The organism is Nocardia neocaledoniensis (genome assembly GCF_003182135.1).
Classification (GTDB): domain Bacteria; phylum Actinomycetota; class Actinomycetes; order Mycobacteriales; family Mycobacteriaceae; genus Nocardia; species Nocardia neocaledoniensis.
This window is the reverse complement of sequence record NZ_QGTL01000001.1, coordinates 453775-476836: the sequence shown is the minus strand read 5'-3', so window position 1 is coordinate 476836 and position 23062 is coordinate 453775. Positions and strand designations below refer to the sequence as shown.

Below are 23062 nucleotides of genomic sequence, written 5' to 3'. Positions count from 1 at the left end.
CGCTGTGCGCTAGTCGAGGTAGTCGCGCAGGACCTGCGAACGGCTCGGGTGGCGCAGCTTGCTCATCGTCTTCGACTCGATCTGGCGGATGCGCTCACGCGTCACGCCGTAGACCTGGCCGATCTCGTCGAGGGTGCGCGGCTGACCGTCGGTCAGGCCGAACCGCAGTCGGACCACGCCCGCCTCGCGCTCGGACAGGGTCTCCAGCACCGACTGCAGCTGATCCTGCAGCAGGGTGAAGCTCACCGCGTCGACCGCGACGACGGCCTCGGAGTCCTCGATGAAGTCGCCGAGCTGGCTGTCGCCCTCGTCGCCGATGGTCTGGTCCAGCGAGATGGGCTCACGCGCGTACTGCTGGATCTCCAGCACCTTCTCCGGCGTGATGTCCATTTCCTTGGCCAGCTCCTCCGGCGTGGGCTCGCGGCCCAGATCCTGGAGCAGCTCGCGCTGGATGCGACCGAGCTTGTTGATGACCTCGACCATGTGCACCGGGATACGGATGGTGCGGGCCTGGTCGGCCATCGCGCGGGTGATGGCCTGGCGGATCCACCACGTGGCGTAGGTCGAGAACTTGTAGCCCTTGGTGTAGTCGAACTTCTCGACCGCGCGGATCAGACCCAGGTTGCCCTCCTGGATCAGGTCCAGGAACGCCATGCCGCGACCGGTGTAGCGCTTGGCCAGCGAGACGACCAGGCGCAGGTTGGCCTCGAGCAGATGGTTCTTGGCCCGGTTGCCGTCGCGCACGATCCAGTTGAAATCGCGGCGGGTGGTCACCGAGAGCTTCTCGCCCGCCTCGGCGAACTCGCGCATCTTCTCCGCGGCGAACAGGCCGGCCTCGATCCGCTTGGCGAGTTCGACCTCCTCCTCCGCGTTGAGCAGCGCGACCTTGCCGATCTGCTTGAGGTAGGCGCGCACCGAGTCTGCGGAGGCGGTGAGCTCGGCGTCCTTGCGGGCCTGCCGCAGCGCCTCGGACTCCTCCTCGTCCCATACGAAATCGCCGGAGGCCTTGTCCTTCTCGGAGGGCTCCTCGGTCTCGGCTTCCTCGGCGGTGTCCTCGGCCACCTCTTCGACGAGCGCGTCGCCGTCGGTGAGTTCGTCCTCGGAGACCTCGAGATCACCGAGATCGTCGAGTTCGATCGACTCGTCGTCGAGCTGCTCGGCGCCACCCTCGGCCGCGGTCGCCTTCTTGGCGGCGGTCTTCTTGGCCGGAGCCTTCTTGGCGGCAGCCTTCTTCGCCGGAGCCTTCTTGGCAGCGGCCTTCTTCGCCGGGGCCTTCTTGGCGGCGGCCTTCTTGGCCGGAGCCTTCTTGGCCGGGGTGGTGGCGTCGGCGTCGGCGTCGGCCGAGTCGGCGGTCTGACGGGTATTCGTGGCTACCACGTACGCCCTTTCGTGACGGTCTCGTGCGGCGTCACGCCAGAGTGATGTTCCGGCGGAGCGGTCGGTCGGGTTGCACCGGCGGTGCGTCGGTCGGCGGGCGACCGGCTGCGGCCGGAAGGTTTCACCGGCTCACCGCCGGACGTGTTCCATTGTAACGATCCAACCAGGGTACTCATGGCACGATGCCACCGAGGCGTTGCGTCGCCCCGCGCGCCGGGCTACGGTGCGATGCCGCCCTCGATGGCCATCGCCGCGCCGACGATACCCGCGGTGTTCTTCAGAACGGCCGGAATCACCGGAGTTCGGTTGGTGAGCAACGGAATCCACTGCTCGTGATCACGGCTGATGCCGCCGCCCGCGACGATCACCTTCGGCCAGAACAGGTCCTCCATGTGGCGCAGGACCGTGCTCACGCGCTGCGCCCACTGCGGGTAGCTCAGCGCCTCGCGGTCCTTCACCGAGGCGGCGGCCTGGTGCTCGGCCTCGGCGCCCTCGACCACCAGGTGACCCAGTTCGGAGTTCGGCACCAGGGTGCCGTTGTAGAGCAGCGCCGAGCCGATGCCGGTGCCGAAGGTGAGCAGCAGGGTGAGGCCGTCGAGGTCGCGGGCGGCGCCGTAGGTGTCCTCGGCCAGGCCCGCCGCGTCGGCGTCGTTGAGCACCGTCACCTCGCGCCCGCCCAGCGCCTCGGCGAACAGGGCGCGCGCGTCGGTGCCGATCCAGCCCGGATCGATGTTGGCGGCGGTCATGGCGTGGCCGTCGAGGACCACGCAGGGCATGGTCAGGCCGACCGGCCCGTCCCAGCCCGCCTGGGCGACCAGTTCGGCGACCGCGCCTGCGACGGCGTCCGGGGTCGACGGCTGCGGTGTGGCGATCTTGATCCGGTCGTGGGTCAGCAGGCCGGTGGCCAGATCCACCTGCGCGCCCTTGACGCCGCTACCGCCGATATCGATGCCGAAGGCGTGCCCTCGAGCAGACATGGTTCAACCCCTCGCTGGTCCGGTCGATGTGCCTGACAAAGAGTAGCGGGTGTCACGTTCCGGGCGAGTCGACCCGGCATGTGATGGCATGGAGTGGTGCCCGAACACACGAGCTCCGAGACCATCGCCCCCACCGTCGCCGCCGATCACGACGAATTGCGTTCGCTCGCCGTGGAACTCGCCGAAGCTGCGGCCGCGCACGTGCGTGCCCGCAGACCGCAGGTGTTCGCCGCGGACGGTCCCGCCGCGGGCGCGGTCGCGACCAAGGGACACGTCACCGACCCGGTCACCGTCGTCGACACCGAGTCCGAACAGCTCATCCGCGCGCTGCTGGCCGAGCGCAGGCCCGCCGACCCGATCCTGGGGGAGGAGGGCGGTGGTGACGTCGGCGCGAGCGCGGCGGGGGCCGTCACGTGGGTCGTCGACCCGATCGACGGCACCGTCAACTTCCTCTACGGACTGCCCGGCTACGCCGTGTCGGTGGCCGCGGTGCGCGACGGCAGCCCGGTGGCGGGCGCGGTCGTCGACGTGGCCACCGCGACGACCTACAGCGCCGCGCTCGGCGGTGGCGCCCACGCCGTGCGCGCCGACGGCACCCGCACCAGACTGCGGTGCGCGCGCGAGGATTCACTCGCGGTGGCGCTGATCGGCACCGGCTTCGCCTACGGGGCCGCGCGCCGCGCGAAGCAGGCCGAACTCCTGGCGGCGGTGCTGCCGGAGATCCGCGACATCCGCAGGCTCGGCGCGGCGGCCATGGACCTGTGTCATGTCGCGGCGGGCGAACTCGACGGCTATTACGAACACGGGCTCAACGCCTGGGACTGGGCCGCGGGCGCGCTGATCGCCGCCGAGGCGGGCGCGGTGGTGCGCGTCCCCGATGTCACCGTGGGCGGCGCCGCCGGGGAGCTGACGGTCGTGGCGGCGCCGGGGGTGGCCGCCGATCTGTCCGCGCTGTTGACGCGGGTCGGCGCGACCACCGCGTTGCCCGACTAGGACCGGCGGGCCGTCAGCACTGGACGGTGCGGGCGGCCTCGAGCAGATCGGGATCGATCGAGGACGAGCTCGCCCCCGGCGCGAGATTCTTCAGTGCCCGCAGCACGGCCTCCGCGTCGGCGCCGGGGCGCAGCGACTCGCCGAAGCCGAGGCCGAGGACCAGGTCGACGCTGTCGTCGGTGCGCGGATCCTCGATCAGCTCGGCGCACGGCGCGGCCAGTTGCACCGAGGCCGCGGCCGGCCGGCCGTTCACGCCGAAGCGGATCTGGCCGGTGCAGTTGAGGTCGCCGTTGACGTAGACCGGATCGTTACCGACTTGTGTCCCCGGCGCGCTAGCGAAGCCGAGGTCGCCCAGTGCGGTGGCGATGTTGCCCGCCTGCCCGCTCTTGCCGTTGGCGTTGAAGACGCGCACCTTGGACTCCGACAGGGCCGCCGGGTCCACCTCGTCGAGGCGGGAGGGGCCCACTCGGGTACCGAGCGGCGCGGGCTGGGCCGCGTTGGTGGCCGTCGGGGTGCTCGGCGCGTTGCAGGCCATGGGCTCGTTGCTGTCGTCATGGGTGCGAAACGCCGTGATCCAGACGAACAGGCTCACCAGAGCCAGCACGAGGACGAGCGCGAGCCAGAGCTCGGGCCGCCGCCGCGGATAAGGGTTGCCGTCGCGATCGGTCGCGCTGCCTTCGGTGATCAGTGAAACCACGCGCTCACTCTACGAGTTCGGCGGCCACACGCCCGCGCCGGAGGTCTCGGCGAGTTTCCCGCCAGGTGAAGATTCGTCGTCGGTTTCGACTCGGCCGGGATTTGATTGCGACATTTGTCCGTAGGTCCGCTATTGTCTGCCCGCCCAGATCGAATAAACACCGGTGAAACGGTGCACGGTCGCGGGAACAACCAGGGCATGTCCTGCGTTAACCGAACGCTGTCGGAGTAGATCTTCGCCGATCGACCCTGATAGGCGAGTCGGTGTACGTGTGAGGTGCACCACCGGCGGGGCGGGACGAAGGCCGAATCCCTACGGGGTCTCGGTCGGCGAACCGATCCGGGATATACGGAGTAAGGACTGAGGGGAAGACGACATGGCAACCGACTATGACGCACCGCGGCGTACCGAATCCGACGAAGTGTCGGAGGATTCGCTCGAGGAGCTGAAGGCCCGCCGCAACGAGGCGCAGTCCGCCGTCGTGGACATCGACGAGTCCGATACGGCGGAATCGTTCGAGCTTCCCGGCGCGGACCTGTCCGAGGAAGTACTCAGCGTTCGGGTGATCCCGAAGCAGGCGGACGAATTCACCTGTTCGAGCTGCTTCCTCGTGCACCATCGCAGCCGCTTGGCCAGCGAGAAGGGCGGCCAGCTGATCTGCATGGATTGCGCCGCATAACGAGAAGAGACGAGGGTCAGCCCGCGCTCGGGAGTCCGAGCGCGGCCAGGACCCGTTCGGGCCTGCGCGTGCTGATCAACCAGTACGGCGTCGGGTCGTCCGGGTCGTCGAGCACCAGCAGGGCCATCGGCCCGATCCAGGCGCGGTGCTGGACATAGGCGGCGGGGTCGAGCTGACGACCCAGCGCCGCACTCTTGGCCGTCGGTGCGACGGCCGCCGCGCGCGCGACGAAGCTCACCGGCAGGTGGGCACGGTCGACGCGCAGTTCCGCGGCACCGTCGGGCGCGACGGTGACCTCCAGCCGATGCCTGCTCATCCACAGCAGGATCCAGACCGGCACCGGCGCGAGCAGCACATAGGGCAGCCACGCGCGCAGACCGGGCGCGCCCATGTGGATCTCGGCGGCCAGCAGGCCCGCGATGGCGAAGCCGATCGGCCACCACCACAGCGGCACCCACAGCCGCTCGCGGTAGGGCGAGGCGGCGCGTGTCACCGGCTCGCGGTGGTCGGTGTCGGTGGTGTCGGCGGTCGTCGAACGGGGCTGGTCGGGCACCTGTCCAGAGTAGGCCACCGAGCCGGGGCGGTGACCGCAAGGTCGGGCCCTCGAGCGCGTAGGCTCGACCGATGTGAACGCACTTGCACCGATTCCGCTGCGGCGGCTCGATCCCGGCATCCCTGTGCCGACGCGTGCCCATGAAGGCGACGCGGGCGTCGATCTCTGTACCACCGAGGACGTGATCATCGAACCGGGCGAGCGGGTGCTGGTCGGCACCGGGATCGCGATCGCGCTGCCCGTGGGGACCGTCGGATTGATCCATCCCCGGTCCGGGCTGGCCGCGAAGGCGGGACTGTCGGTGGTGAACACCCCCGGCACGGTCGACGCGGGCTATCGCGGCGAGATCAAGGTGTGCCTGATCAACCACGACCCGCGCACCGCGATCGAACTGCGCCGTGGCGACCGGATCGCCCAGCTGCTGGTGCAGCGGGTGGAACTGGTGGAGTTCGCCGAGGTCGACGATCTCGACGACACCGCACGCGGAACCGGTGGATACGGGTCGAGCGGCGGGCACGCGAGCCTGGCCGGCGAGGAGGCGTAATGGGTCTGTTCGGCAAGAAGAAGCAGCGCCGTCACGACGAGGAGGTCGTCGACTTCGACGAACCCCGCTACGACGACGCCGAGGACTTCGACGAGCTCGACGGCTACGACGAGGACGAGTACGACACCGACGAGTTCCCGCGCCCCGACTTCGCGCGCCTCGACTTCGACGACGCCCCCACCGACGAGCGGATCTACGGCAACTTCGATCACCAGCCCGACGCCGCCGCCGGACCCTACGACATCAGCGAGGTCTCCGACGAGGTCATCGCCCAGCGACTCGACCTCGGCTCGGTCGTGATCCCGCTGCCGCCGGGCGGCCAGCTGCAGGTGGAGATGAGCCCGGACGGCACCCCGCAGGCGGTGCACCTGGCCACCGAGCACGGCAGGCTCACGGTCTCCGCCTACGCCGCGCCGAAATCGGCGGGGCAGTGGCGCACCGTGGCCGCCGACCTGGCCGAGTCGCTGCGCGCCGACGGCGCGAGCGTCGCGGTGGAGAAGGGCCCGTGGGGTCGCGAGGTGAAGGCCATCACCGAGGGCGCCGACCTGCGCTTCATCGGTGTCGACGGGCCGCGCTGGATGATCCGGCTCGTCGCCGCGGGCCCCTCGGGCGCGGTCGACGATCGCAGCCCGCTGATCACCGCGGCGCGCGCGGTTCTCGCCGACGCCGTGGTGCGCCGCGGCTCCGAGCCGCTGCCGGTGCGTGATCCGCTGCCGGTGGTGCTGCCGCAGGAACTGGCCGAGCAACTCGCGGCCGCGCACCAGCAGCAGGTGCAGGCGCAGCAGCAGGCCATCGCCGCGCAGGCCGCGGCCGCGCAGGCGGCGCCCACCTCGGCACTGCCGCCGAAGCTGCCCGACGAGCCGCGCCGCGGCGCCGACGGCTCGGCCATGCAGCAGCTCGGCCTGAACTAGAAACGCCCGCGGCCGGTTCCGCCTACCAGGCGCCGCCGGCCGCGGCGAGCTCGGCGAATCCGGCCCGGCCGAGCACCGCGGGATCGGCGCCGAGTTCGGCCAGCGTCACCTTGTGCAGCCGGGCCTGCGGCAGTGTGGCCGCCCACTGTTCGGCCACCGCGATCGGGTGCACCGGGTCGTCGCTCGCGCCGACCACGGCCACCGGCGTCTCGACGCGCGCGAGCAGTTCCGGGGTCGGCCAGGCGTAGGCCGCCGCCTCCTCGAGCGCGTCGGGCAGGTGCGGCCACTGCCCGCGCCAGGACTGGGTGAGCGCCTCGGCCAGCCAGGGCGGGCTCGACGCGCGCATGCGGGCGATCACCGCCTCCAGACCGTCGGCGCGCAATTGCCCGGCGGTAACCGAGGCGCTCGACGCCGCTGGGCAGTCGGCGGTTTCGGCGCCGGTCCACGCGGGTAATGCTGTGATGACACCGACCACCGCGGTGCGGTGCTCGGCAGCCCAGTCGAGCGCGATCGCGGCACCGAGTGAAATGCCTGCGGCCAGGACCGGACCGCGTGCCGCCACGGCGTCCAAAGCCGCGGTACAGCTCGCGATCACGGCCCGCGGATCCGGCTCGACGGCCTGGAACGCCAGACCGGCGGCGGCGGCCGCGGGACCGAAAGCCCGTGCGGCGAAATCGGCATCGGAGCCGGTTCCGGGCAGGGCGACCACGGTGACCTGGGGTGGGGTGTACATCACGGACCGAGCGTAGCGGCCGAGGTGTTTGCCCAACTACAGTGGCGGTGTACGGCCAACTAGCGGGAGAAGCGTGCCATGTCGTCATCCACGGGCGGACGCAAGTCGGGATCGGGTCCGGACTCGGGATATTTTCGTCGACTCGGTCGCCGTCTGACCGCCGACATCGATCAGCTCGACGCCGAGGAACTGGCGGAGACCGCCGACGCCTCCGGCGCCCGGCGCGCCGCCGACTGTTGTCGCGGCGAGGAAGCCACCATCCTGGGCAGGCTCCGCAGTGTCGAGGCCTGTCCGAAGTCGGCAGGTGCCACCGTGCAGGCCGAGTTCTTCGACGGCACCGACGCCATCACACTCGTCTGGATCGGGCGCAGGCGCATCCCCGGGATCGAGCCGGGCAGGCGCATCATGGTCCGTGGCCGCGTGGGTGACCGCGACGGCCGCAAGGTGATCTTCAACCCCTACTACGAATTGCGCGGGAACAGCTGACGTATGCCCACCAGCGACGAGTACCACCCCGCCGCGGACTCCGAACCCACCGTGGTGCTCCCGGTGGCGACCGACCTCCCGGCCGACCCCGTCGACCCCGCCGTCGACGGTGAGGTGGCCCGCACCGAGCAGACCCTGCTCGAGCAGATGGGCGGCTTCAGCGGCCTGATCTACTCCACCCTGCCCGTGCTGGTGTTCGTGCCCGTGAACACGGTCGCCGGGCTCACCGCGGCCATCTGGGCGGCACTGGGGGTGGCCGCCGGCGTACTCGTGTGGCGCCTGTACCGGCGCAGCCCCGTGCAGCCCGCGATCTCCGGTTTCCTCGGGGTCGGCGTGTGCGCGTTCATCGCCTACCGGATGGGGGAGGCCAAGGGCTTCTTCCTGTTCGGCATCTACACCAGCCTGGTGTACGCGGGGGTGTTCGCGCTGTCGATCCTGTTCCGGTGGCCCCTGGTCGGGGTCATCTGGGGCGCGCTCAACGGGCACGGCACCGGCTGGCGCGCCGATCGGCGCATCCGCAAGCTCTACGACCTGGCCACCGTGGTGTGGGTGGTCGTGTTCGGCGCGCGCTACCTGGTCCAGTCCCAGCTCTACGACACCGACCACACCACCTGGCTGGCGGTGGCCAGGATCGGCATGGGCTGGCCGCTGACGGCGGTGGCCCTGGTGATCACCGTGTGGGCGGTGCGCCGGGCCGGCCACCTGCCCGTCGAGAAGAGTGATTCCGCCGCTGCCGGAACGGATTCCGCGCGCGCCTGAAGGGTGGGCGCGGGGGCGCCGGAGGTGGGGAAGTACCCACCCTGGGGTGCCTGGTCGCCCGGTCCGGATCGTCGCACGATCAATGCGTAACAGAAATCGCAGTGATCGTGAGAGGACCGGCGACCATGATGGCTACCGAGCATCGCCCCCGCGGCGCATCGAAGAACACGACCGCCGCCGTGCTGTCGGAGAGCAAGCGCATCGGAGCCGAACTCGACGCTCTCATCGCGCCCGCCGCGGCCGGTGACCGCGAGGCCATCGCCGAGATCGTGCGCCTGGTGCACCCGCTGGTGCGGCGCTACTGCTCGTCCCGGATGGGCGCCACCGGTCATCTGACCGTCACCGCCGACGATGTCACCCAGGAAGTGCTGATGGCCACGGTCACCGCCATCCCGCGCTACCGGGACCAGGGCAAGTCGTTCCTGGCCTTCGTCTACGGCATCGCCGCCAACAAGGTCTCCGACGCGTTCCGGCGCGCCAAGCACACCGCCTACCCGGTGGCCGACGTGCCCGACACCGCTTCCGGCGCCGCGGGACCGGAGGACTGGGCGCTGGCCATGGAACGGCGCGCGGCCACCCACGAACTGATGTCGGGGCTGGCCCCGAACCATCGCGAGGTGCTGGTCATGCGGATCGTGCTCGGCTGGAGCGCGGCGCAGACCGCCGAGGCCATCGGCACCAGCCCCGGCGTGGTGCGGGTGATGCAGCACCGCGCGCTGAACAAGCTGCGCGCGCAGCTGAAAGTGGCCTGAGCTACGGCTTGATCCCGTGGGTGGCCAGCGTCAGGCGCAGGTCTTCCTCGGCTTCCACCGAGGTGACGAACAGCAGCTCGTCCTCGCCCTCGAACGGGTCGTCGGGCTGCGGCACGATCACCCGCCCGCCGCGCAGGATCGTCACCAGCGCGGTGTCACGCGGCATCACCAGCGTGCGCACGGGTTTGCCCGCGAGCTGGGTGTCCGAAGGCAGGGTGATCTCCACCAGGTTGGCCTGGCCCTGCCGCAGCGTCATCAGCCGGACCAGATCGCCCACCGAGACGGCCTCCTCGACCAGTGAGGCCAGCAGGCGCGGCGTGGAGACCGCCACGTCGACGCCCCAGGAGTCGTCGAAGAGCCATTCGTTGCGCGGATCGTTGACCCGCGCGACCACCCGGCGCACGCCGAACTCGGTCTTGGCGAGCAGGCTGTGCACGAGGTTGGCCTTGTCGTCGCCGGTGGCCGCGATGACCACCTCGTAGGTCTCGAGCTCGGCGTTCTCCAGCAGCGACAGCTCGCAGGCGTCGGCGTGCACCCAGACCGCGTCGGGGATCGCGGCGGGGTCGATGTGATCGAGCTGACGCTCGAGCAGCATCACCCGATGCCCACCCCGCAACAGTTCCCTGGCGATCGAGCGCCCGACGGCGCCCGCTCCGGCGATGGCAACCTTCATCTCGCTCAGTCCTCGCTCGCCGGGGGCTTGACGGCCAGCGCGACCGCCTCACCGACACTGCCCGATGTCGCCGCGACGTACACCACGTCCTCGGCCTGGACGATGGTCTTGGCCTCGGGCAGCAGGCCCTGGCCGAAGCGCAGCACGAACGCCACCCGCACCCCGAGCGCCCGCTCCAGGTCCCGGACCGTGCGACCGGACCAGTCCTCGTGCAGGGTGAGCTGGGTGATCGCCACCGCGCCCGTCGGGTCGCGCCAGGTGGTGGTGGAGTTGTCGCCGATGAGGCTGCGCAGGAAGCGGTCGGTGGTCCACGGCACGGTCGCGATGGTCGGGATGCCGAGGCGCTCGTACACCTCGGCGCGCTTGGCGTCGTAGATCCGCGCGACCACGCGCTCGACGCCGAACATCTCCCTGGCCACCCTGGCCGAGATGATGTTGGAGTTGTCGCCGGAGCTCACGGCGGCGAAGGCGTCGGCGCGCTCGATTCCCGCGCGGGTCAACACATCCCGGTCGAATCCGACGCCCACCACTTCCTGCCCGGTGAAACCCTCACCCAACCGGCGGAACGCGCTGGGATCGCGGTCGATCACCGTGACCTCGTGGCCGACCCGGACCAGGGCGCGCGCCAGCGACGAGCCCACTCGTCCGCACCCCATGATCACTACGTACACCGTGCACCCTCGTTCCTGGCCGTGGCATCCCGGCATGGACCGTACCCGCCGGATGTCCCCTCGGCCATTTTCCCCTCGCCGAGCCCCGGCAAACAATCACGACACCCGCGCCGATGCGCCGAACGTGGGCGCGAACCGGCCGATGAACTCCTCTATGCTCAGCCCGGTGTCCAAGTTGACGACGGCAGCGAAGCGTTTGCTGCTCGGCAGGCCGTTCCGCAGCGATTCGCTCGGCCATACCCTGCTGCCCAAGCGGATCGCCTTGCCGGTGTTCGCCTCCGACGCGATGTCCTCGGTCGCCTACGCGCCGGAGGAAATCTTCCTGGTGCTGTCCGCGGCGGGCATCTCGGCCTACCTGTACGCCCCGTGGGTCGGCCTGGCCGTGGCGTTCGTGATGGCGGTCGTGGTCGCCAGCTACCGGCAGAACGTGCACGCCTACCCGTCGGGCGGCGGTGACTACGAGGTCGCGACGAAGAACCTCGGTCCCACCGCGGGCCTGACCGTCGGCAGCGCGCTGCTGGTCGACTACGTGCTCACGGTGGCGGTGTCGATCTCCTCGGCGGCCTCCAACATCGGCTCGGCCGTGCCGTTCGTCGCCACGCACAAGGTGTTGTTCGCGGTGGTGGCGATCGCGGTGCTCACCGCCATCAACCTGCGCGGTGTGCGCGAGTCGGGAACCGCCTTCGCGATCCCGACCTACGCGTTCATCATCGGCATGGCGGTGATGCTCGGCTGGGGCCTGTTCCGGACGTATGTGCTCGGCGACGACATCCAGGCGGCCTCGGCCGGATTCGGGCTCGAAGCCGAGGACGAACACCTCTACGGCATCGCGTTCGCCTTCCTCATCGCGCGGGCCTTCTCCTCCGGCTGCGCGGCCCTGACCGGTGTCGAGGCGATCAGCAACGGCGTGCCCGCCTTCCGTAAGCCCAAGTCCCGCAATGCCGCGACCACGCTGTTGCTGCTGGGCAGCATCGCGATCGTGCTGCTGATGGGCATCATCATCCTGGCGCAGAAGATCGGCGTCGTGTACGCCCACGACGAGTCGAATCTGATCGGCGCGCCCGCGGACTATCACCAGAAGACGCTGATCGCGCAGATCGCCGAGACCGTCTTCCACGGCTTCCCGATCGGCTTCTTCTTCATCACCATCGTCACCGCGCTGATCCTGGTGCTGGCCGCCAACACCGCGTTCAACGGTTTCCCGGTGCTCGGCTCGATCCTGGCGCAGGACCGGTACCTGCCGCGTCAGCTGCACACCCGCGGCGACCGGCTGGCCTTCTCCAACGGCATCCTGTTCCTGTCCGGCGCGGCCATCGCGTTCGTGGTGCTGTTCGGCGCCGAGGTGACCAAGCTCATCCAGCTCTACATCGTCGGCGTGTTCGTCTCGTTCGTGCTGAGCCAGACCGGCATGCTGCGGCACTGGACGCGCCTGCTGCGCACCGAGACCGATCCGGCGCAGCGCGCGAAGATGAAGCGCTCGCGGGTGATCAACGCCATCGGCCTCACCGCGACCGGCACCGTGCTGATCATCGTGCTGATCACCAAGTTCTTCGCCGGCGCCTGGATCGCGATCCTGACGATGGTGGCGATCTTCGTCGTGATGAAGCTCATCCGCAAGCACTACGACTCGGTCTCGCGCGAGCTCGACGAATCCGATTGGGACGGCGTGCTGCCCAGCCGCACCCATTCCATCGTGCTCGTCTCCAAGCTGCACCTGCCGACCCGGCGCGCGCTGGCCTACGCCCGCGCGACCCGGCCCGACACGCTCGAGGCGGTGACGGTCAACGTCGACGACGCCGACACCCGCAAGCTGGTGCGCGAGTGGGAGAACAGCGAGATCAACGTGCCGCTGAAGGTGGTCGAATCGCCGTACCGCGAGATCACCAAGCCGGTGCTCGAATACGTCAAGCGGGTGCGCAAGGACGCTCCACGCGACGTCGTCACCGTGTTCATCCCCGAGTACGTGGTCGGCCACTGGTGGGAGCAGGTGCTGCACAACCAGTCGGCGCTGCGGCTCAAGGGCAGGCTGCTCTTCGAGCCCGGAGTGATGGTGACCAGCGTGCCGTGGCAGCTGAGTTCCTCGACGCGGGCCAAGCAGCCCGCGGACGTGAACGCGCCCGGCTCGGTGCGGCGCGGCTTCGAACAACCGGGACGCCGGCGATGAGCGAGTGGCGCGGACAGGAGTTCGAGATCCGGCTCGGGCCACCCGGGCACGGCGGGTTCTGCGTCGGTCGCCACGAGGGCCGCGTCGTGTTCGTGCGGCACGGATTGCCCGGCGAGCTGGTGCGCGCGCTGGTCACCGAGGACCGGGGCGGCTCGTTCTGCCGGGCCGACGCCGTCGAGATCATCGAGGCGTCCCCGGATCGGGTGCCCGCGACCTGTCCGGTCTCCGGGCCCGGTGGCGCGGGTTGCTGTGACTTCTCCTTCGCCACGCCCGCCGCGCAGCGGGCGCTGAAGGCCACGGTGGTGGCCGAGCAGCTGCGCAGGCTGGCCGGCGTGGAGCGCGAGGTGACGGTCGAACCGATCGGCGACCCCGAGGAGACCGGCGGCTGGCGCACGCGGATACGGCTGGTGGTCGACGGCGACGGCCACGCCGGGGTGCACCGCTACCGCAGCACCGCCGTGCTCCCGGATCTGCGCTGCCCGCAGCCGGTGGCCGGCGCGCTCGACGGTGTCGCCGATCGGCGCTGGACTCCCGGCGCCGACCTGGTCGTCGCGGTCGACGGTGACGGCGTGCGCCACCTCGTGGAACTGGCGGCTGTGCCCGACACGGCGCAGGCGGGCGGCAGGCCGGACACCCCGCGCGGCGCCGGTCGTGGGCGTGGTCATCGCCCGGCGGGCCGGCGTGGTCCGGCCGCCGACGAACGCGGCGCCGTCCGCGATCGGGCGGCCGCGCGCAAGTCGGCCACCAACGCGCCCCGCGAGGAATGGGTGCTCGCCGGGTCGGGACGGGCGGTGGAATACGTCGCCGGGCGGCGCTGGGAACTGGCGGCGACCGGCTTCTGGCAAGCGCATCGCGGTGCGGCGCAACGCTATTCGGACCTCGTCGCCGAGTGGTCCGGGCTCACGCCCGGCGGTTCCGGCTGGGATCTCTACAGCGGGGTCGGGGTGTTCGCGGCGCGCCTGGCCGAGCAGACGGGGCAGACCGGGGCGGTGGCCGCCGTCGAATCCGCGCGCTCGGCCGTCGCCGACGGCACCGCCGCCCTGCGTGATCTGCCCTGGCTCGACCTCAGCGCCGACCGCGTCGAACGCTGGGTCCGCAAGGCCACGGGCACCCCGGATGTCGTCGTCCTCGACCCGCCCCGCGCGGGTGCGGGCAAGGAGGTCGTGGCCGCGGTGACCGATGCCGATCCTCGCCGCATCGTCCACATCGGTTGCGATCCGGCCGCGTTCGCCCGCGACCTCGGCCTCTACCTGGACGCGGGCTACCACCTCGCCGACCTGCGCGCCTTCGACGCCTTCCCCGCCACGCACCACGTCGAATGCGTGGCCCTGCTCGACCGCTGATCCGACCGCCCGACCGTATCCGCTCACCGGACCGGGTGGCCCCGATCGACCGCTGGTCCCGGCGGCCGACGGGCCCGCGATGTTCGCGAGTGACGGCCATCGCCGGCGCCCCGCTCGCCGACCTGTGCCGCCAGAGGTCAGTTCAGTGCCCAGGTGACCCGGACCACCGCGGCGATCTCGGTCTCGCCGGGCACCACCGGCACCGGCGAACTCGCCTTGGCCATCAGCAGCGGTGCGCCGTCCATCTCGGCGCTGATGTCGTAGCCGCGCGGCAGCGGGGACGCGACGTCCTCGGTGATCTGGACGATCTGCCCCAGGGTGACGCCGGCGCGGGCGGCGTACTGCTCGGCCTTGGCCTTCGCGTCGTCGAACGCCGCGTCGCGGGCCTCGCGCACCAGCGGCTCCGGGTCGGCGATGCCGCGGGTCAGGCCGCCGAGACGGACGTCGTCGCCGCCCGCGGTGACCGCGGCCGCGACCGTCTCGGCGGGCTCGGTGCCGGTGCCCTCGCGCAGCGACACGCTCAGTCCGGTGGAGGCGAGGTAGCCGGCGATCTCGCTGCGGCCGTTGTCGGTGTAGACGGTCTCGGTGCGCACGCTCAGCCCGCTGGTGGCCATGTCGGCGTCGCTCACCCCGGCCGCGCGCAGGGCGGTGACCACGGCGGTGACCCGCTCACCCGCGCGTCCGTAGGCGGCCGCGACGGTGTCGGCCCGCGATTCCACCGACAGCGTGACCCGGATCAGGTCGGGGACGGCGCGCACGCTGCCGCGCCCGATCATCGTGGTGCTCGCCTGCCAGGACTTCTTGCCCACCGCGGTACTCCTGTCCGTCGAAGGATGCTGTGCTGCCCAACGTCTCGGGGCGGGCCGGGGTTCCCGCGCTCAGTAGTTGCCCGCGCTGCCGGAGATGGTGCGCACCGCCGCGTCCATCTGCGCGTAGGCGCCCGCGGCGAGTCGTTGCAGCAGGGCCAGTTTCAGCTGCGGATGTCCCTGGGTGAGCTCGTCGAACACCTCGGGGCGCATCACCGCCACCCGCACCGGCGTCTCGGCGACGATCTCGTTGACGAACGGTTCCCCCAGCAGCATCGGGATCTCGCCGAACGTCATGCCCGCCGACAGCGTCACCAGCCGGTGCACCCGCCCGTCGGTCCCGGGGAAGGTGACCCGGACGCGGCCGTCGAGGATCAGGAACAGGCCGCAGCGCGGATCGCCCCGGTCGGCGATCACCTCCCCGCGCGCGAAGGTGCGTGGCTGGAAGTCGGCGGCCAGGCGATCGCGGTCGGCGGGGTCGAGCCCACGCAGCAGCGGATGGTCGGCCAGATCGATCGAGGTGCGCGCGATCGTGCCCGGTGGGCGGTGCCGGGCCAGGACGATGTCCTCGCACCATTCGGTGGCGGTGTCGCGGTCGATGAACACCCGCCCGCGCGGATCGTCGGGGTCGAGGCTCGACGCCTCGTGCCCGAGCTTGGCCTCGGGGTCGACCAGCGCCACCCGGCTCCCGCGTTTCACCAGTTCGGCCTGCAGCGCGTCGAGCATCTCGCGGGCGACCGCGCTCACCTCGCCGACCCGGCGCAGATCGATCACCAGCGCGTCGAGCGCGCCGACATTGCCCTCGATGGCGCGCACCGCCCGTTCGGCGCCCGCGAACAGCAGGTCGCCATGCAGTTCGTAGACCCGGGCCCGCTCGCCGTGCGCCGCCAGCACCTCGGCGTCGGCGGGGGAGCGGCGCAGCCGCGACGGCACCTGCGCCACCGTGTACTCGGCACGGATGGCGGTGCGCGCCGAGCGGGTCACGTGACAGAAATGCAGTTCCAGCCGCCGCGACAGCTCCCGGCAGGCCGCGACCCCGCGCACGCTGTTGCCGTGGCCGTCCAGCCGCGGCGAGTACACCGAGATCCCCAGCTGGCCCGGCAGCACCGCGATGATCCCACCGCCGACCCCGCTCTTGGCGGGCAACCCGACCGTGGTCACCCAGTCACCGGCGGCGTTGTACATGCCGCAGGTCGTCATCACGCTGAGCACCCGCTCGGTGAGCGCGGCCGAGAGCGCCCGCTCCCGCGTCCGCGGGTTCACCCCGTTGTCGGCCAGGGTCGCCGCCATCACGGCCAGGTCGGCGCAGGTGACCTCGATCGAGCACTGCCGGAAGTACCGGTCGACGGCATCGTCGGGGTCCACGTCGATGATGCCGACCGAGCGCAGCATGTAGCCGATCGCGCGGTTGCGGAACCCGGTGCGCGCCTCCGAGATGTAGACCGCCTCGTCCATCTGCAGCTCCCGGCCCGCGAAGCGGGAGTAGCAGCGGCGGACCCGTTCGAACTTGTCGGCGGCGTCGCGTCCGGCGATCAGCGAGGCCGCGGTGATCGCCCCGGAGTTGATCATCGGGTTGCTGGGGCGCTGGGTGTCGGGCTCGAGGCTGATCTCGTTGAACGGTTCGCCCGACGGCTCGACATCGATGTGCGCCGCGACGCCGTCGAGGCCGCGATCGGCCAGTGCCAGCGCGTAGGTGAACGGCTTGGAGATGGACTGGATGGTGAATCCGGTCGCGGTGTCGCCGACCTCGTAGACCAGCCCGTCGGCGGTGGCCAGGCACAGCCCGAACGAGTCGGGCGGCACGGCGGCGAGTTCGGGGATGTAGTCGGCGGGCGCGCCGGAGGTGTCCTCGCGCAGCGCCGCGTACACCTCGTCGAGCATGCTCGCCACGACACCGGGATCGACACCATCGGGTTGCGCCACAGCGTCACTGTAGGGCGCGGTGCGGACCGCTCGGCGGGGACGCGCGGGGAGATAGTCCTCACAGCCGCCACGGTGCCGCGCCGCGCCCGGATCGCCCAGTTCAGCGGGCCTGCGACGGGGTGTGCGGGGCGAGGAAGGCACACCGGTGCGCGGGGCACGGGAGGGGCCGCGAGCCGGAGCCGCTCGCCCGGCCAAATACACTGGGCGGATCACACTGTAGTCCGGAGGGAGCGAGTTCAGGTGGGAGTGCTGTCGCGGGTGGATTCACCCGAAGATCTGCGCCGGCTGAGCGTGCCGCAACTGCGCGACCTGGCGGACGAGATCCGCGAGTTCCTGGTGCGCAAGGTCGCCGCCACCGGTGGTCATCTCGGCCCGAACCTGGGCGTGGTCGAACTGACCATCGCCCTGCACCGGATCTTCGACTCTCCGGCCGATCCGCTGATCTTCGACACCGGTCACCAGGCCTACGTGCACAAAATCCTCACCGGCCGCAAGGACCGGTTCGACTCGCTGCGCATGCGCGACGGCCTGTCTGGCTACCCGAGTCGCGCCGAGAGCGAACACGACTGGGTGGAGTCCTCGCACGCCTCGGCCGCGCTGTCCTACGCCGACGGCCTCGCCAAGGCGTTCGCGCTCACCGAGCAGGACCGCACCGTCGTCGCGGTCGTCGGTGACGGCGCGCTCACCGGCGGTATGTGCTGGGAGGCGCTCAACAACATCGCGGGCGCGCCCGACCGCCCGGTGGTGGTCGTGGTCAACGACAACGGCCGCTCCTACGCGCCGACCATCGGCGGCCTGGCCGACCGGCTCACCGCGCTGCGCACCCAGCCCGCCTACGAGCACGCGCTGGACGCGGGCAAGCGCATTCTCAAAAGCATTCCCGCCGTGGGGGATTCGGCCTACTCGATGGTGCACGCGCTCAAGGCGGGCATCAAGGACGCGGTGAGCCCGCAGGAGCTCTTCGGCGATCTGGGCATGAAGTACGTCGGCCCGGTCGACGGCCACGATCTCGTCGCGCTGGAGGCGGCGATGCGGCGCGCCAAGGACTTCGGCGGTCCGGTCGTGGTGCACGTGGTGACCCGCAAGGGCAACGGCTACGAGCACGCCGAGAACCACGTCGCCGATCAGATGCACGCCTGCGATCCGATCGACCCGCTCACCGGTCGCCCGCTGGCGGGCAAGAAGGCCAAGGGCTGGACGGCGGTGTTCTCCGAGGAACTGGTCGAGCACGCGGCGCGGCGCGAGGACATCGTCGCCATCACCGCCGCCATGCCCGGCCCCACCGGTCTGGCCGCGTTCGGGGAGCGCTTCCCGGAGCGCATGTTCGACGTCGGCATCGCCGAACAACACGCGATGGCCTCGGCCGCGGGTCTGGCGCTGGGCGGCATGCACCCGGTGGTGGCGATCTACTCCACGTTCCTCAACCGTGCCTTCGATCAGCTGCTGATGGATGTGGCGCTGCTGAAGCAGCCGGTCACAGTCGTGCTCGATCGCGCCGGCATCACCGGCCCCGACGGCGCCAGCCACAACGGCATGTGGGACCTGTCGCTGCTCGGCATCATCCCCGGCATCCGCGTCGCCGCCCCGCGCGACGGCGCCACCCTGCGGGAGGAACTGGGCGAGGCGCTGGCCGTCACCGACGGTCCGACCGTGCTGCGCTTTCCGAAAGGCAGTGTCGCCGAGGACATCACGGCCGTCGAGCGGCTCGACGGGGTCGACGTCCTGCGCCTGGCGGTGCCCGGGGCCGGTTCGGCCCAGTCCCAGCACGGCGACGTGCTGATCGTGGCGGTGGGCTCGTTCGCCGAGACCGCGATGCGGGTCGCCGAACTGCTGGACCCGCAGGGCATCTCGGTCACCGTGATCGATCCGCGCTGGGTCATCCCGGTCTCGGACACCCTGGTCAAGCTGGCCGAGAACTACCGGCTCGTGGTCACCGTCGAGGACGGTGGCCTGCACGGGGGCATCGGCGCCACGCTCTCGGCGCGTCTGCGCGAGGCCGGCCTCGATGTGCCGACCCGCGATCTCGGTGTGCCGCAGCAGTTCCTGGACCACGCCGCGCGCGGGGAGATCCTCGAGGACCTCGGCCTCACGCCCGACGCCATCGCCCAGCGCATCGGCGGCTGGCTCCGCTCCCGCTGACGTCCTGACTCGCCCGGTGGCCGCACCGGGCGAGCACACGCTACGGGCGGCGGGCGACGACCGCGAAGTTCAGCGGGATCCGCGGCTTCCCCGCGGCCAGGGTCCAGCCCTGCTCGCAGGCGACGAGATCGGGAAACGCGGGCCAGTCCATGTACGGCAGCTCGTGCAGCGCCTCGATGATCAACCCGGCCGAGAGCAGCGCGCCGACGATCTCACCGAGGTCGTGCCGCCATTCGTGATTGGTGGTGTGCGCGATCGTCCCGTCGGAATCCTCGGTGTAGGTGCCGCTGTCGGAGTAGGTGCGCACCCCGCCGCCCGCCAGGTAGTCGTCGTTGATCTCCCACGGTTGGTGATCCATGGCGCCCAGGACCGGGTGGTCGTCGCGGAGGACGAACAGGCCGCCGGGTGCGAGCAGGTCGTGGATCGAGCGGGCCCACGCGGTGAGTTCCGGCAGCCAGACGATCGTTCCCGCGCTCGTCACGATCGTGTCGAAGCGGCGGTCGATCAGCGTCGAGGCGCGCCGCGCGTCGCCCTCGACCCAGGTGATGTCGCGTCCGGCGGCGGCGGCGATGCGTGCGGCGTGCCGCAGCGAGTTCGGGGAGAGATCGAGCCCGTGTACCTCGACGGCGCCCAGCCGCGCCCACGACACCGTGTCGGTCCCGATGTGGCATTGCAGATGCAGCAGCGACCGGCCCGCGATCCCGCTCTCCGACAGGTGCGGCGCCAGGACCGCGAGGTCGTTGCGGACAACCGTCGAGACCGCGGCCGGGTCGGCCAGGAAGGCGTCGACGTCGTACATCCGCGAGCGCGCGTGCACGTCCGCGCGGTCGTCCCAGTTGGCACGATTGGCGGCGATCTCGGCTTCGAGCACGGCGGTCCTCTCGACAGGTGGCGGCGGGCGTGCCGACGCTACCGTCGAGGAGGTGCCGTGGTCGACCGGTTTTCGGGCCAGGCCCCCGGCCTGCGGTGGGCCAGCCACCGCCCGGTGGCGGGCAGGAAGGTGCGATCGAGGTGATGACCGAAAGCACGAGGGTGCCCAAGCCGCTCAGCGCGATCAGGACGCGGGAGATCTTCTTGCGCGCCGGCATCAGGATGCCGCCGATCAGCATGACCAGCGAGCACAGCGCCGAGATGCTGTACTCCAAACCGTCTGGGACGTAACCCGTCGCGCGGAGGTCCGGCTCAGGCGGTGCCGTGGACCGGTGAGAACTCCTGCTCGGGCCGCCCGGTCGTGCCGTAACGCAGCCGCATGCGCAGGTCACCGGCGGTCACCAGAGCCGCGAGGTAGCGCTGGGCGGTGGCCCGGGAGATCCCGATGGCGGTGGCGATCTCGCCCGCCGACATCGGCTCGGCCGCGCTCTGTACGGCCCGGAGCACGAGATCGCGGGTGGGGGAGGGCGCGGTGGCCGCCCGGTCGGCGGCGGGCGTGGCCGGCCGCAGCGCCTCCCACGCGGCGTCGACATCACGGGCACCGATCTCCGGCGCGGCCAGGATGCGGCGGTAGCGCGCGTAACCGGCCAGCCGGGCGGCCAGGACGGTGTGATCGAACGGCTTCACCAGATAGGCCAGCGCGCCCGCCGCCGCGGCCGCGCGGACCGTCGCCGACTCGGTCGCGGCGGTCAACATCATGGCGTCGCAACGCAAGTCGCGAACCAGCTCGAGCCCCGACCCGTCCGGGAGGTACACGTCCACCAGTGCGAGGTCGAACGCGTCGGCGGCGAGCGCCCGCCCCGCCTCGGCCACGGTGTTGACCACGGCCCCGACCGTGAATCCCGGGAGCGCGCCGACGATGCCGGCGTGCATGTTCGCCACCCGGAAGTCGTCGTCGACGACGAGCACGCGGAACTCGGTCACGAGGATTCTCCTTCGCTCAGCACACCCGGCAGGCGCGCGATGAACTCCGCTCCGGTCAGTTCCCGGTCGGGCGATCCGGCCGAGGCCAGCCACACCGCCCCGCCCAGCGCGGTCGCCACCTGCCGCGACAGTGCCAGCCCCACCCCACGCCCACCCGGCACCCCGGCGCCGGTCTTGGTCGACATCCCGTCGGCGAACAGCGCGTGCGCCAAGCCGGGCGCCACCCCGCGCCCGTTGTCCGCGACCGTGATGTGCAGGGTCGAACCCTCTTGGACGAGTTCGACTTCCACCAGCCCCGCGCCAGCACGCACCGGGCTGGTCGCCGGCTCGGCGCGCCGTGCCAGCGGAGGGTGCGCGGCCGCCGCGCCGGGGACGAGCCGACCGCTCGGCACCGGATCGTTCGGCCGGGTGGTCGCGTCGCCGGCCGCGCTCCCGGCATCGGGAGCGCCCGCCGGCTGGGGCGCCGTGCTTGGCGCGCCGGTGGCGATCCGCACCGGGCGATGCGCATCGCGCACCGCGTCGATCGCGTTGTCGAGCAGATTGCCCAGCACGGTCGTGACATCCACGGGGGCGAGCAGATTCGCGTCCACCCAGGTACTCGGGCCGAGCCGCAGCCGCACGCCGCGCTCCCTGGCGTGGGCGGCTTTGGCGGCGAGGAAGGCCTGCAGGTAGGGGTCGCGGACGGCGTCGATGCCAGGCATGGCGGCGCCGAGCGGGCCGGAACCGAGCAGTTCGTCGATGTGGCGCGCGGCCTCCTCTGGCCGGTCGCCGTGCAGGAGCCCGCTGAGCAGGTGCAGCCGGTTGGCGAACTCGTGGCGCTGGGCGCGCAGCACGGTGCTCATCGAGCGGACCGCGTCGAGTTGCCTGGTCAGCGATTCCACGTCGGTGCGGTCCCGTACGTCGAGTACCGCGCCCAGCGCGCGCCCGTCCCGGCTGACGGTGCGCGCGGTGACCACCACGATCCGGTCACCCACCGCCGCCTGCACCGGCTGACCGTCCGCGGCGCGGAACACCTCGAGCACGCGCGGGGTCAAGCCGATCGCCTCGACCGGCACCCCGGACGCGCCGCCGATGCCGAGCAGGCTCCTGGCCTCGTCGTTGATCACCGTCGTCCGCCACCGCGCGTCCACCGCGACCACGCCGATCCCGATCCCGTGCAGCACCACGTCTTGTTCGCGGACCAGCTCGGCCAGTTCCGCCGGTTGCAGACCGAGGGTGAGTCCGTGCCAGCGCCTGGCCAGCAGCACCGAGCCCGCGACGCCCGCGAGCAGCGCGCCGAGCACCAGCAGCCCGGCCCGGCTCAGGTCCCTGGTCAGCTGCTCGCCCACGGCCGCGGTGGAGATGCCGACGCTCACCTCTCCGACCACCCGTTCCGAGCCCGGTTCGCGCACCGGCACTTTCGCGCGCACCGAATCCCCGAGCGTGCCGTGCTCGCTGATCACCACCTCGGCCCCGCCCAGCGCCTGGGACGGATCGGTGCTGACCTGCTCGCCCAGCCGGGCCGGGTCGGGGTGGGCCAGCCGCAACCCCACGTCGTCGGTGATCACCACGAACAGCGCGGCCGTGCGCTGCCGTGCCGCCTCGGCGGTCCGTTCGAGCTCGCCGGCCGCGAGTTCGGCGCGCAGGGCCGCGTCGCCCGCGAGCGGCAGCGCCGCGTACCGGGCCACCTCCGCGCGCACCATCGGGTCGCCGGCGACGGTCCGCGCGATCGCCAGCGCCCGCTGCCCGTACTCGGCGGTGAGCCGCTGATCGCTGAGGTAGGCGAACACCCCGAAGGCCAGCCCCAGGGTCAACGCGACCAGCGCGACCTGCAGCAACACGATCTGCGTCCGCAGCCGGACGCCCCGGGGGAACAGCCTCACCGGCTCAGTGTAGGCATCGGCCGTGACCGTGAGCACAATGCGCACAACCCGCGAATCGCCGCTTGCGCCGGTTGTGCGCACAAGCGCGCGCCTTGTGACCCAGCCCACTTATCTTTCGACTGCGGCCGCAGATCACCTCCGAGCGGCGACGGACACAGGAGCAGCA

Annotated in this window: 23 protein-coding genes; 11 read left to right on the top strand and 12 right to left on the bottom strand. The window is 71.4% G+C overall.

Annotated elements, in window-relative coordinates; all coding sequences use genetic code 11:
- Positions 1-9: 9 nt before the first annotated feature.
- Positions 10-1377 (bottom strand): RNA polymerase sigma factor, encoded by a 1368-nt coding sequence (locus tag DFR69_RS02240; RefSeq protein WP_110035698.1) that lies wholly within the window; start codon positions 1375-1377, stop codon positions 10-12.
- A 218-nt stretch (positions 1378-1595) separates the two neighbouring features.
- Entirely contained in the window at positions 1596-2354 is a 759-nt protein-coding gene (ppgK, locus tag DFR69_RS02235; RefSeq protein WP_110035697.1) for a polyphosphate--glucose phosphotransferase, read from the bottom strand.
- Positions 2355-2450: 96 nt separating this feature from the next.
- Here ppgK and DFR69_RS02230 point away from each other — a divergent pair, with 96 nt between their 5' ends.
- Positions 2451-3347, top strand: coding sequence for an inositol monophosphatase family protein (locus DFR69_RS02230; protein WP_110036095.1), 897 nt, complete (start codon positions 2451-2453; stop codon positions 3345-3347).
- A gap of 13 nt (positions 3348-3360) precedes the next feature.
- Here DFR69_RS02230 and cei read toward each other — a convergent pair whose 3' ends face one another.
- Positions 3361-4044 carry an envelope integrity protein Cei gene (cei, locus tag DFR69_RS02225; RefSeq protein WP_110035696.1) on the bottom strand — a complete coding sequence of 228 codons (684 nt, stop codon included), beginning with the start codon at positions 4042-4044 and terminating at the stop codon, positions 3361-3363.
- A gap of 376 nt (positions 4045-4420) precedes the next feature.
- On the opposite strand from cei, the gene DFR69_RS02220 reads away from it, so the two are divergent.
- Positions 4421-4723 carry a DUF4193 domain-containing protein gene (locus tag DFR69_RS02220; RefSeq protein WP_110035695.1) on the top strand — a complete coding sequence of 101 codons (303 nt, stop codon included), beginning with the start codon at positions 4421-4423 and terminating at the stop codon, positions 4721-4723.
- A gap of 16 nt (positions 4724-4739) precedes the next feature.
- On the opposite strand, the gene DFR69_RS02215 is transcribed toward DFR69_RS02220, so the two are convergent.
- Positions 4740-5216, bottom strand: coding sequence for a DUF3093 domain-containing protein (locus DFR69_RS02215; protein WP_110036094.1), 477 nt, complete (start codon positions 5214-5216; stop codon positions 4740-4742).
- 133 nt (positions 5217-5349) lie between these two features.
- On the opposite strand from DFR69_RS02215, the gene dut reads away from it, so the two are divergent.
- Together dut and DFR69_RS02205 are read left to right on the top strand one after the other, a co-directional pair.
- The gene (gene dut / locus DFR69_RS02210) at positions 5350-5820 is read left to right on the top strand and encodes a dUTP diphosphatase (RefSeq protein ID WP_110035694.1); all 471 of its coding nucleotides are present in this window, start codon (positions 5350-5352) and stop codon (positions 5818-5820) included.
- A gap of 5 nt (positions 5821-5825) precedes the next feature.
- Complete coding sequence (locus tag DFR69_RS02205) at positions 5826-6731, top strand: DUF3710 domain-containing protein (RefSeq protein WP_425271591.1); 906 nt, start codon at positions 5826-5828, stop codon at positions 6729-6731.
- A gap of 22 nt (positions 6732-6753) precedes the next feature.
- Here DFR69_RS02205 and DFR69_RS02200 read toward each other — a convergent pair whose 3' ends face one another.
- The gene (locus DFR69_RS02200; RefSeq protein WP_110035693.1) at positions 6754-7464 is read right to left on the bottom strand and encodes an alpha/beta fold hydrolase; all 711 of its coding nucleotides are present in this window, start codon (positions 7462-7464) and stop codon (positions 6754-6756) included.
- A 78-nt stretch (positions 7465-7542) separates the two neighbouring features.
- Between DFR69_RS02200 and DFR69_RS02195 the strand changes: the two genes are divergently transcribed.
- The 3 genes from DFR69_RS02195 to shbA all read left to right on the top strand — a co-directional run bounded on the left by DFR69_RS02195 (position 7543) and on the right by shbA (position 9461).
- Positions 7543-7950: an OB-fold nucleic acid binding domain-containing protein gene (locus DFR69_RS02195; RefSeq protein ID WP_110035692.1), complete on the top strand. Its 408-nt coding sequence runs from the start codon at positions 7543-7545 to the stop codon at positions 7948-7950.
- A 3-nt stretch (positions 7951-7953) separates the two neighbouring features.
- Positions 7954-8709, top strand: a complete 756-nt coding sequence (locus DFR69_RS02190) for a DUF3159 domain-containing protein (RefSeq protein WP_110035691.1) — start codon at positions 7954-7956, stop codon at positions 8707-8709.
- A 128-nt stretch (positions 8710-8837) separates the two neighbouring features.
- Complete coding sequence (shbA, locus tag DFR69_RS02185; RefSeq protein ID WP_110036092.1) at positions 8838-9461, top strand: RNA polymerase sigma factor ShbA; 624 nt, start codon at positions 8838-8840, stop codon at positions 9459-9461.
- Position 9462: 1 nt separating this feature from the next.
- Here shbA and DFR69_RS02180 read toward each other — a convergent pair whose 3' ends face one another.
- Positions 9463-10134, bottom strand: coding sequence for a potassium channel family protein (locus tag DFR69_RS02180; protein ID WP_110035690.1), 672 nt, complete (start codon positions 10132-10134; stop codon positions 9463-9465).
- Between the two features lie 5 nt (positions 10135-10139).
- A complete protein-coding gene (locus DFR69_RS02175; protein WP_110035689.1) occupies positions 10140-10805 on the bottom strand; it encodes a potassium channel family protein in 666 nt (221 codons plus the stop codon).
- 166 nt (positions 10806-10971) lie between these two features.
- Between DFR69_RS02175 and DFR69_RS02170 the strand changes: the two genes are divergently transcribed.
- Both DFR69_RS02170 and DFR69_RS02165 read left to right on the top strand, forming a co-directional pair.
- On the top strand, positions 10972-12969 hold the full coding sequence (locus DFR69_RS02170) for an APC family permease (protein ID WP_110036091.1): 1998 nt from the start codon (positions 10972-10974) through the stop codon (positions 12967-12969).
- Positions 12966-14312, top strand: coding sequence for a class I SAM-dependent RNA methyltransferase (locus tag DFR69_RS02165; RefSeq protein ID WP_110035688.1), 1347 nt, complete (start codon positions 12966-12968; stop codon positions 14310-14312). The genes DFR69_RS02170 and DFR69_RS02165 overlap by 4 nt, the downstream gene beginning before the upstream one ends.
- Positions 14313-14449: 137 nt before the next feature.
- On the opposite strand, the gene DFR69_RS02160 is transcribed toward DFR69_RS02165, so the two are convergent.
- Positions 14450-15121 carry an SIMPL domain-containing protein gene (locus DFR69_RS02160; RefSeq protein ID WP_110035687.1) on the bottom strand — a complete coding sequence of 224 codons (672 nt, stop codon included), beginning with the start codon at positions 15119-15121 and terminating at the stop codon, positions 14450-14452.
- Positions 15122-15190: 69 nt separating this feature from the next.
- Positions 15191-16999 (bottom strand): glutaminase A, encoded by a 1809-nt coding sequence (glsA, locus tag DFR69_RS02155; RefSeq protein WP_110036090.1) that lies wholly within the window; start codon positions 16997-16999, stop codon positions 15191-15193.
- 282 nt (positions 17000-17281) lie between these two features.
- Here glsA and dxs point away from each other — a divergent pair, with 282 nt between their 5' ends.
- A complete protein-coding gene (dxs, locus tag DFR69_RS02150) occupies positions 17282-19180 on the top strand; it encodes a 1-deoxy-D-xylulose-5-phosphate synthase (protein ID WP_110035686.1) in 1899 nt (632 codons plus the stop codon).
- A gap of 40 nt (positions 19181-19220) precedes the next feature.
- Here dxs and DFR69_RS02145 read toward each other — a convergent pair whose 3' ends face one another.
- Positions 19221-20051, bottom strand: coding sequence for a class I SAM-dependent methyltransferase (locus DFR69_RS02145; protein ID WP_110035685.1), 831 nt, complete (start codon positions 20049-20051; stop codon positions 19221-19223).
- A gap of 143 nt (positions 20052-20194) precedes the next feature.
- Here DFR69_RS02145 and DFR69_RS34285 point away from each other — a divergent pair, with 143 nt between their 5' ends.
- A complete protein-coding gene (locus DFR69_RS34285) occupies positions 20195-20341 on the top strand; it encodes a hypothetical protein (RefSeq protein WP_167456129.1) in 147 nt (48 codons plus the stop codon).
- A gap of 21 nt (positions 20342-20362) precedes the next feature.
- Here the strand turns inward: DFR69_RS34285 and DFR69_RS02140 are convergent, their stop codons facing one another.
- Both DFR69_RS02140 and DFR69_RS02135 read right to left on the bottom strand, forming a co-directional pair.
- Complete coding sequence (locus DFR69_RS02140) at positions 20363-21034, bottom strand: response regulator (protein WP_373867123.1); 672 nt, start codon at positions 21032-21034, stop codon at positions 20363-20365.
- Positions 21031-22896, bottom strand: coding sequence for a sensor histidine kinase (locus DFR69_RS02135; RefSeq protein ID WP_146229180.1), 1866 nt, complete (start codon positions 22894-22896; stop codon positions 21031-21033). The genes DFR69_RS02140 and DFR69_RS02135 overlap by 4 nt, the downstream gene beginning before the upstream one ends.
- Positions 22897-23062: the final 166 nt, after the last annotated feature.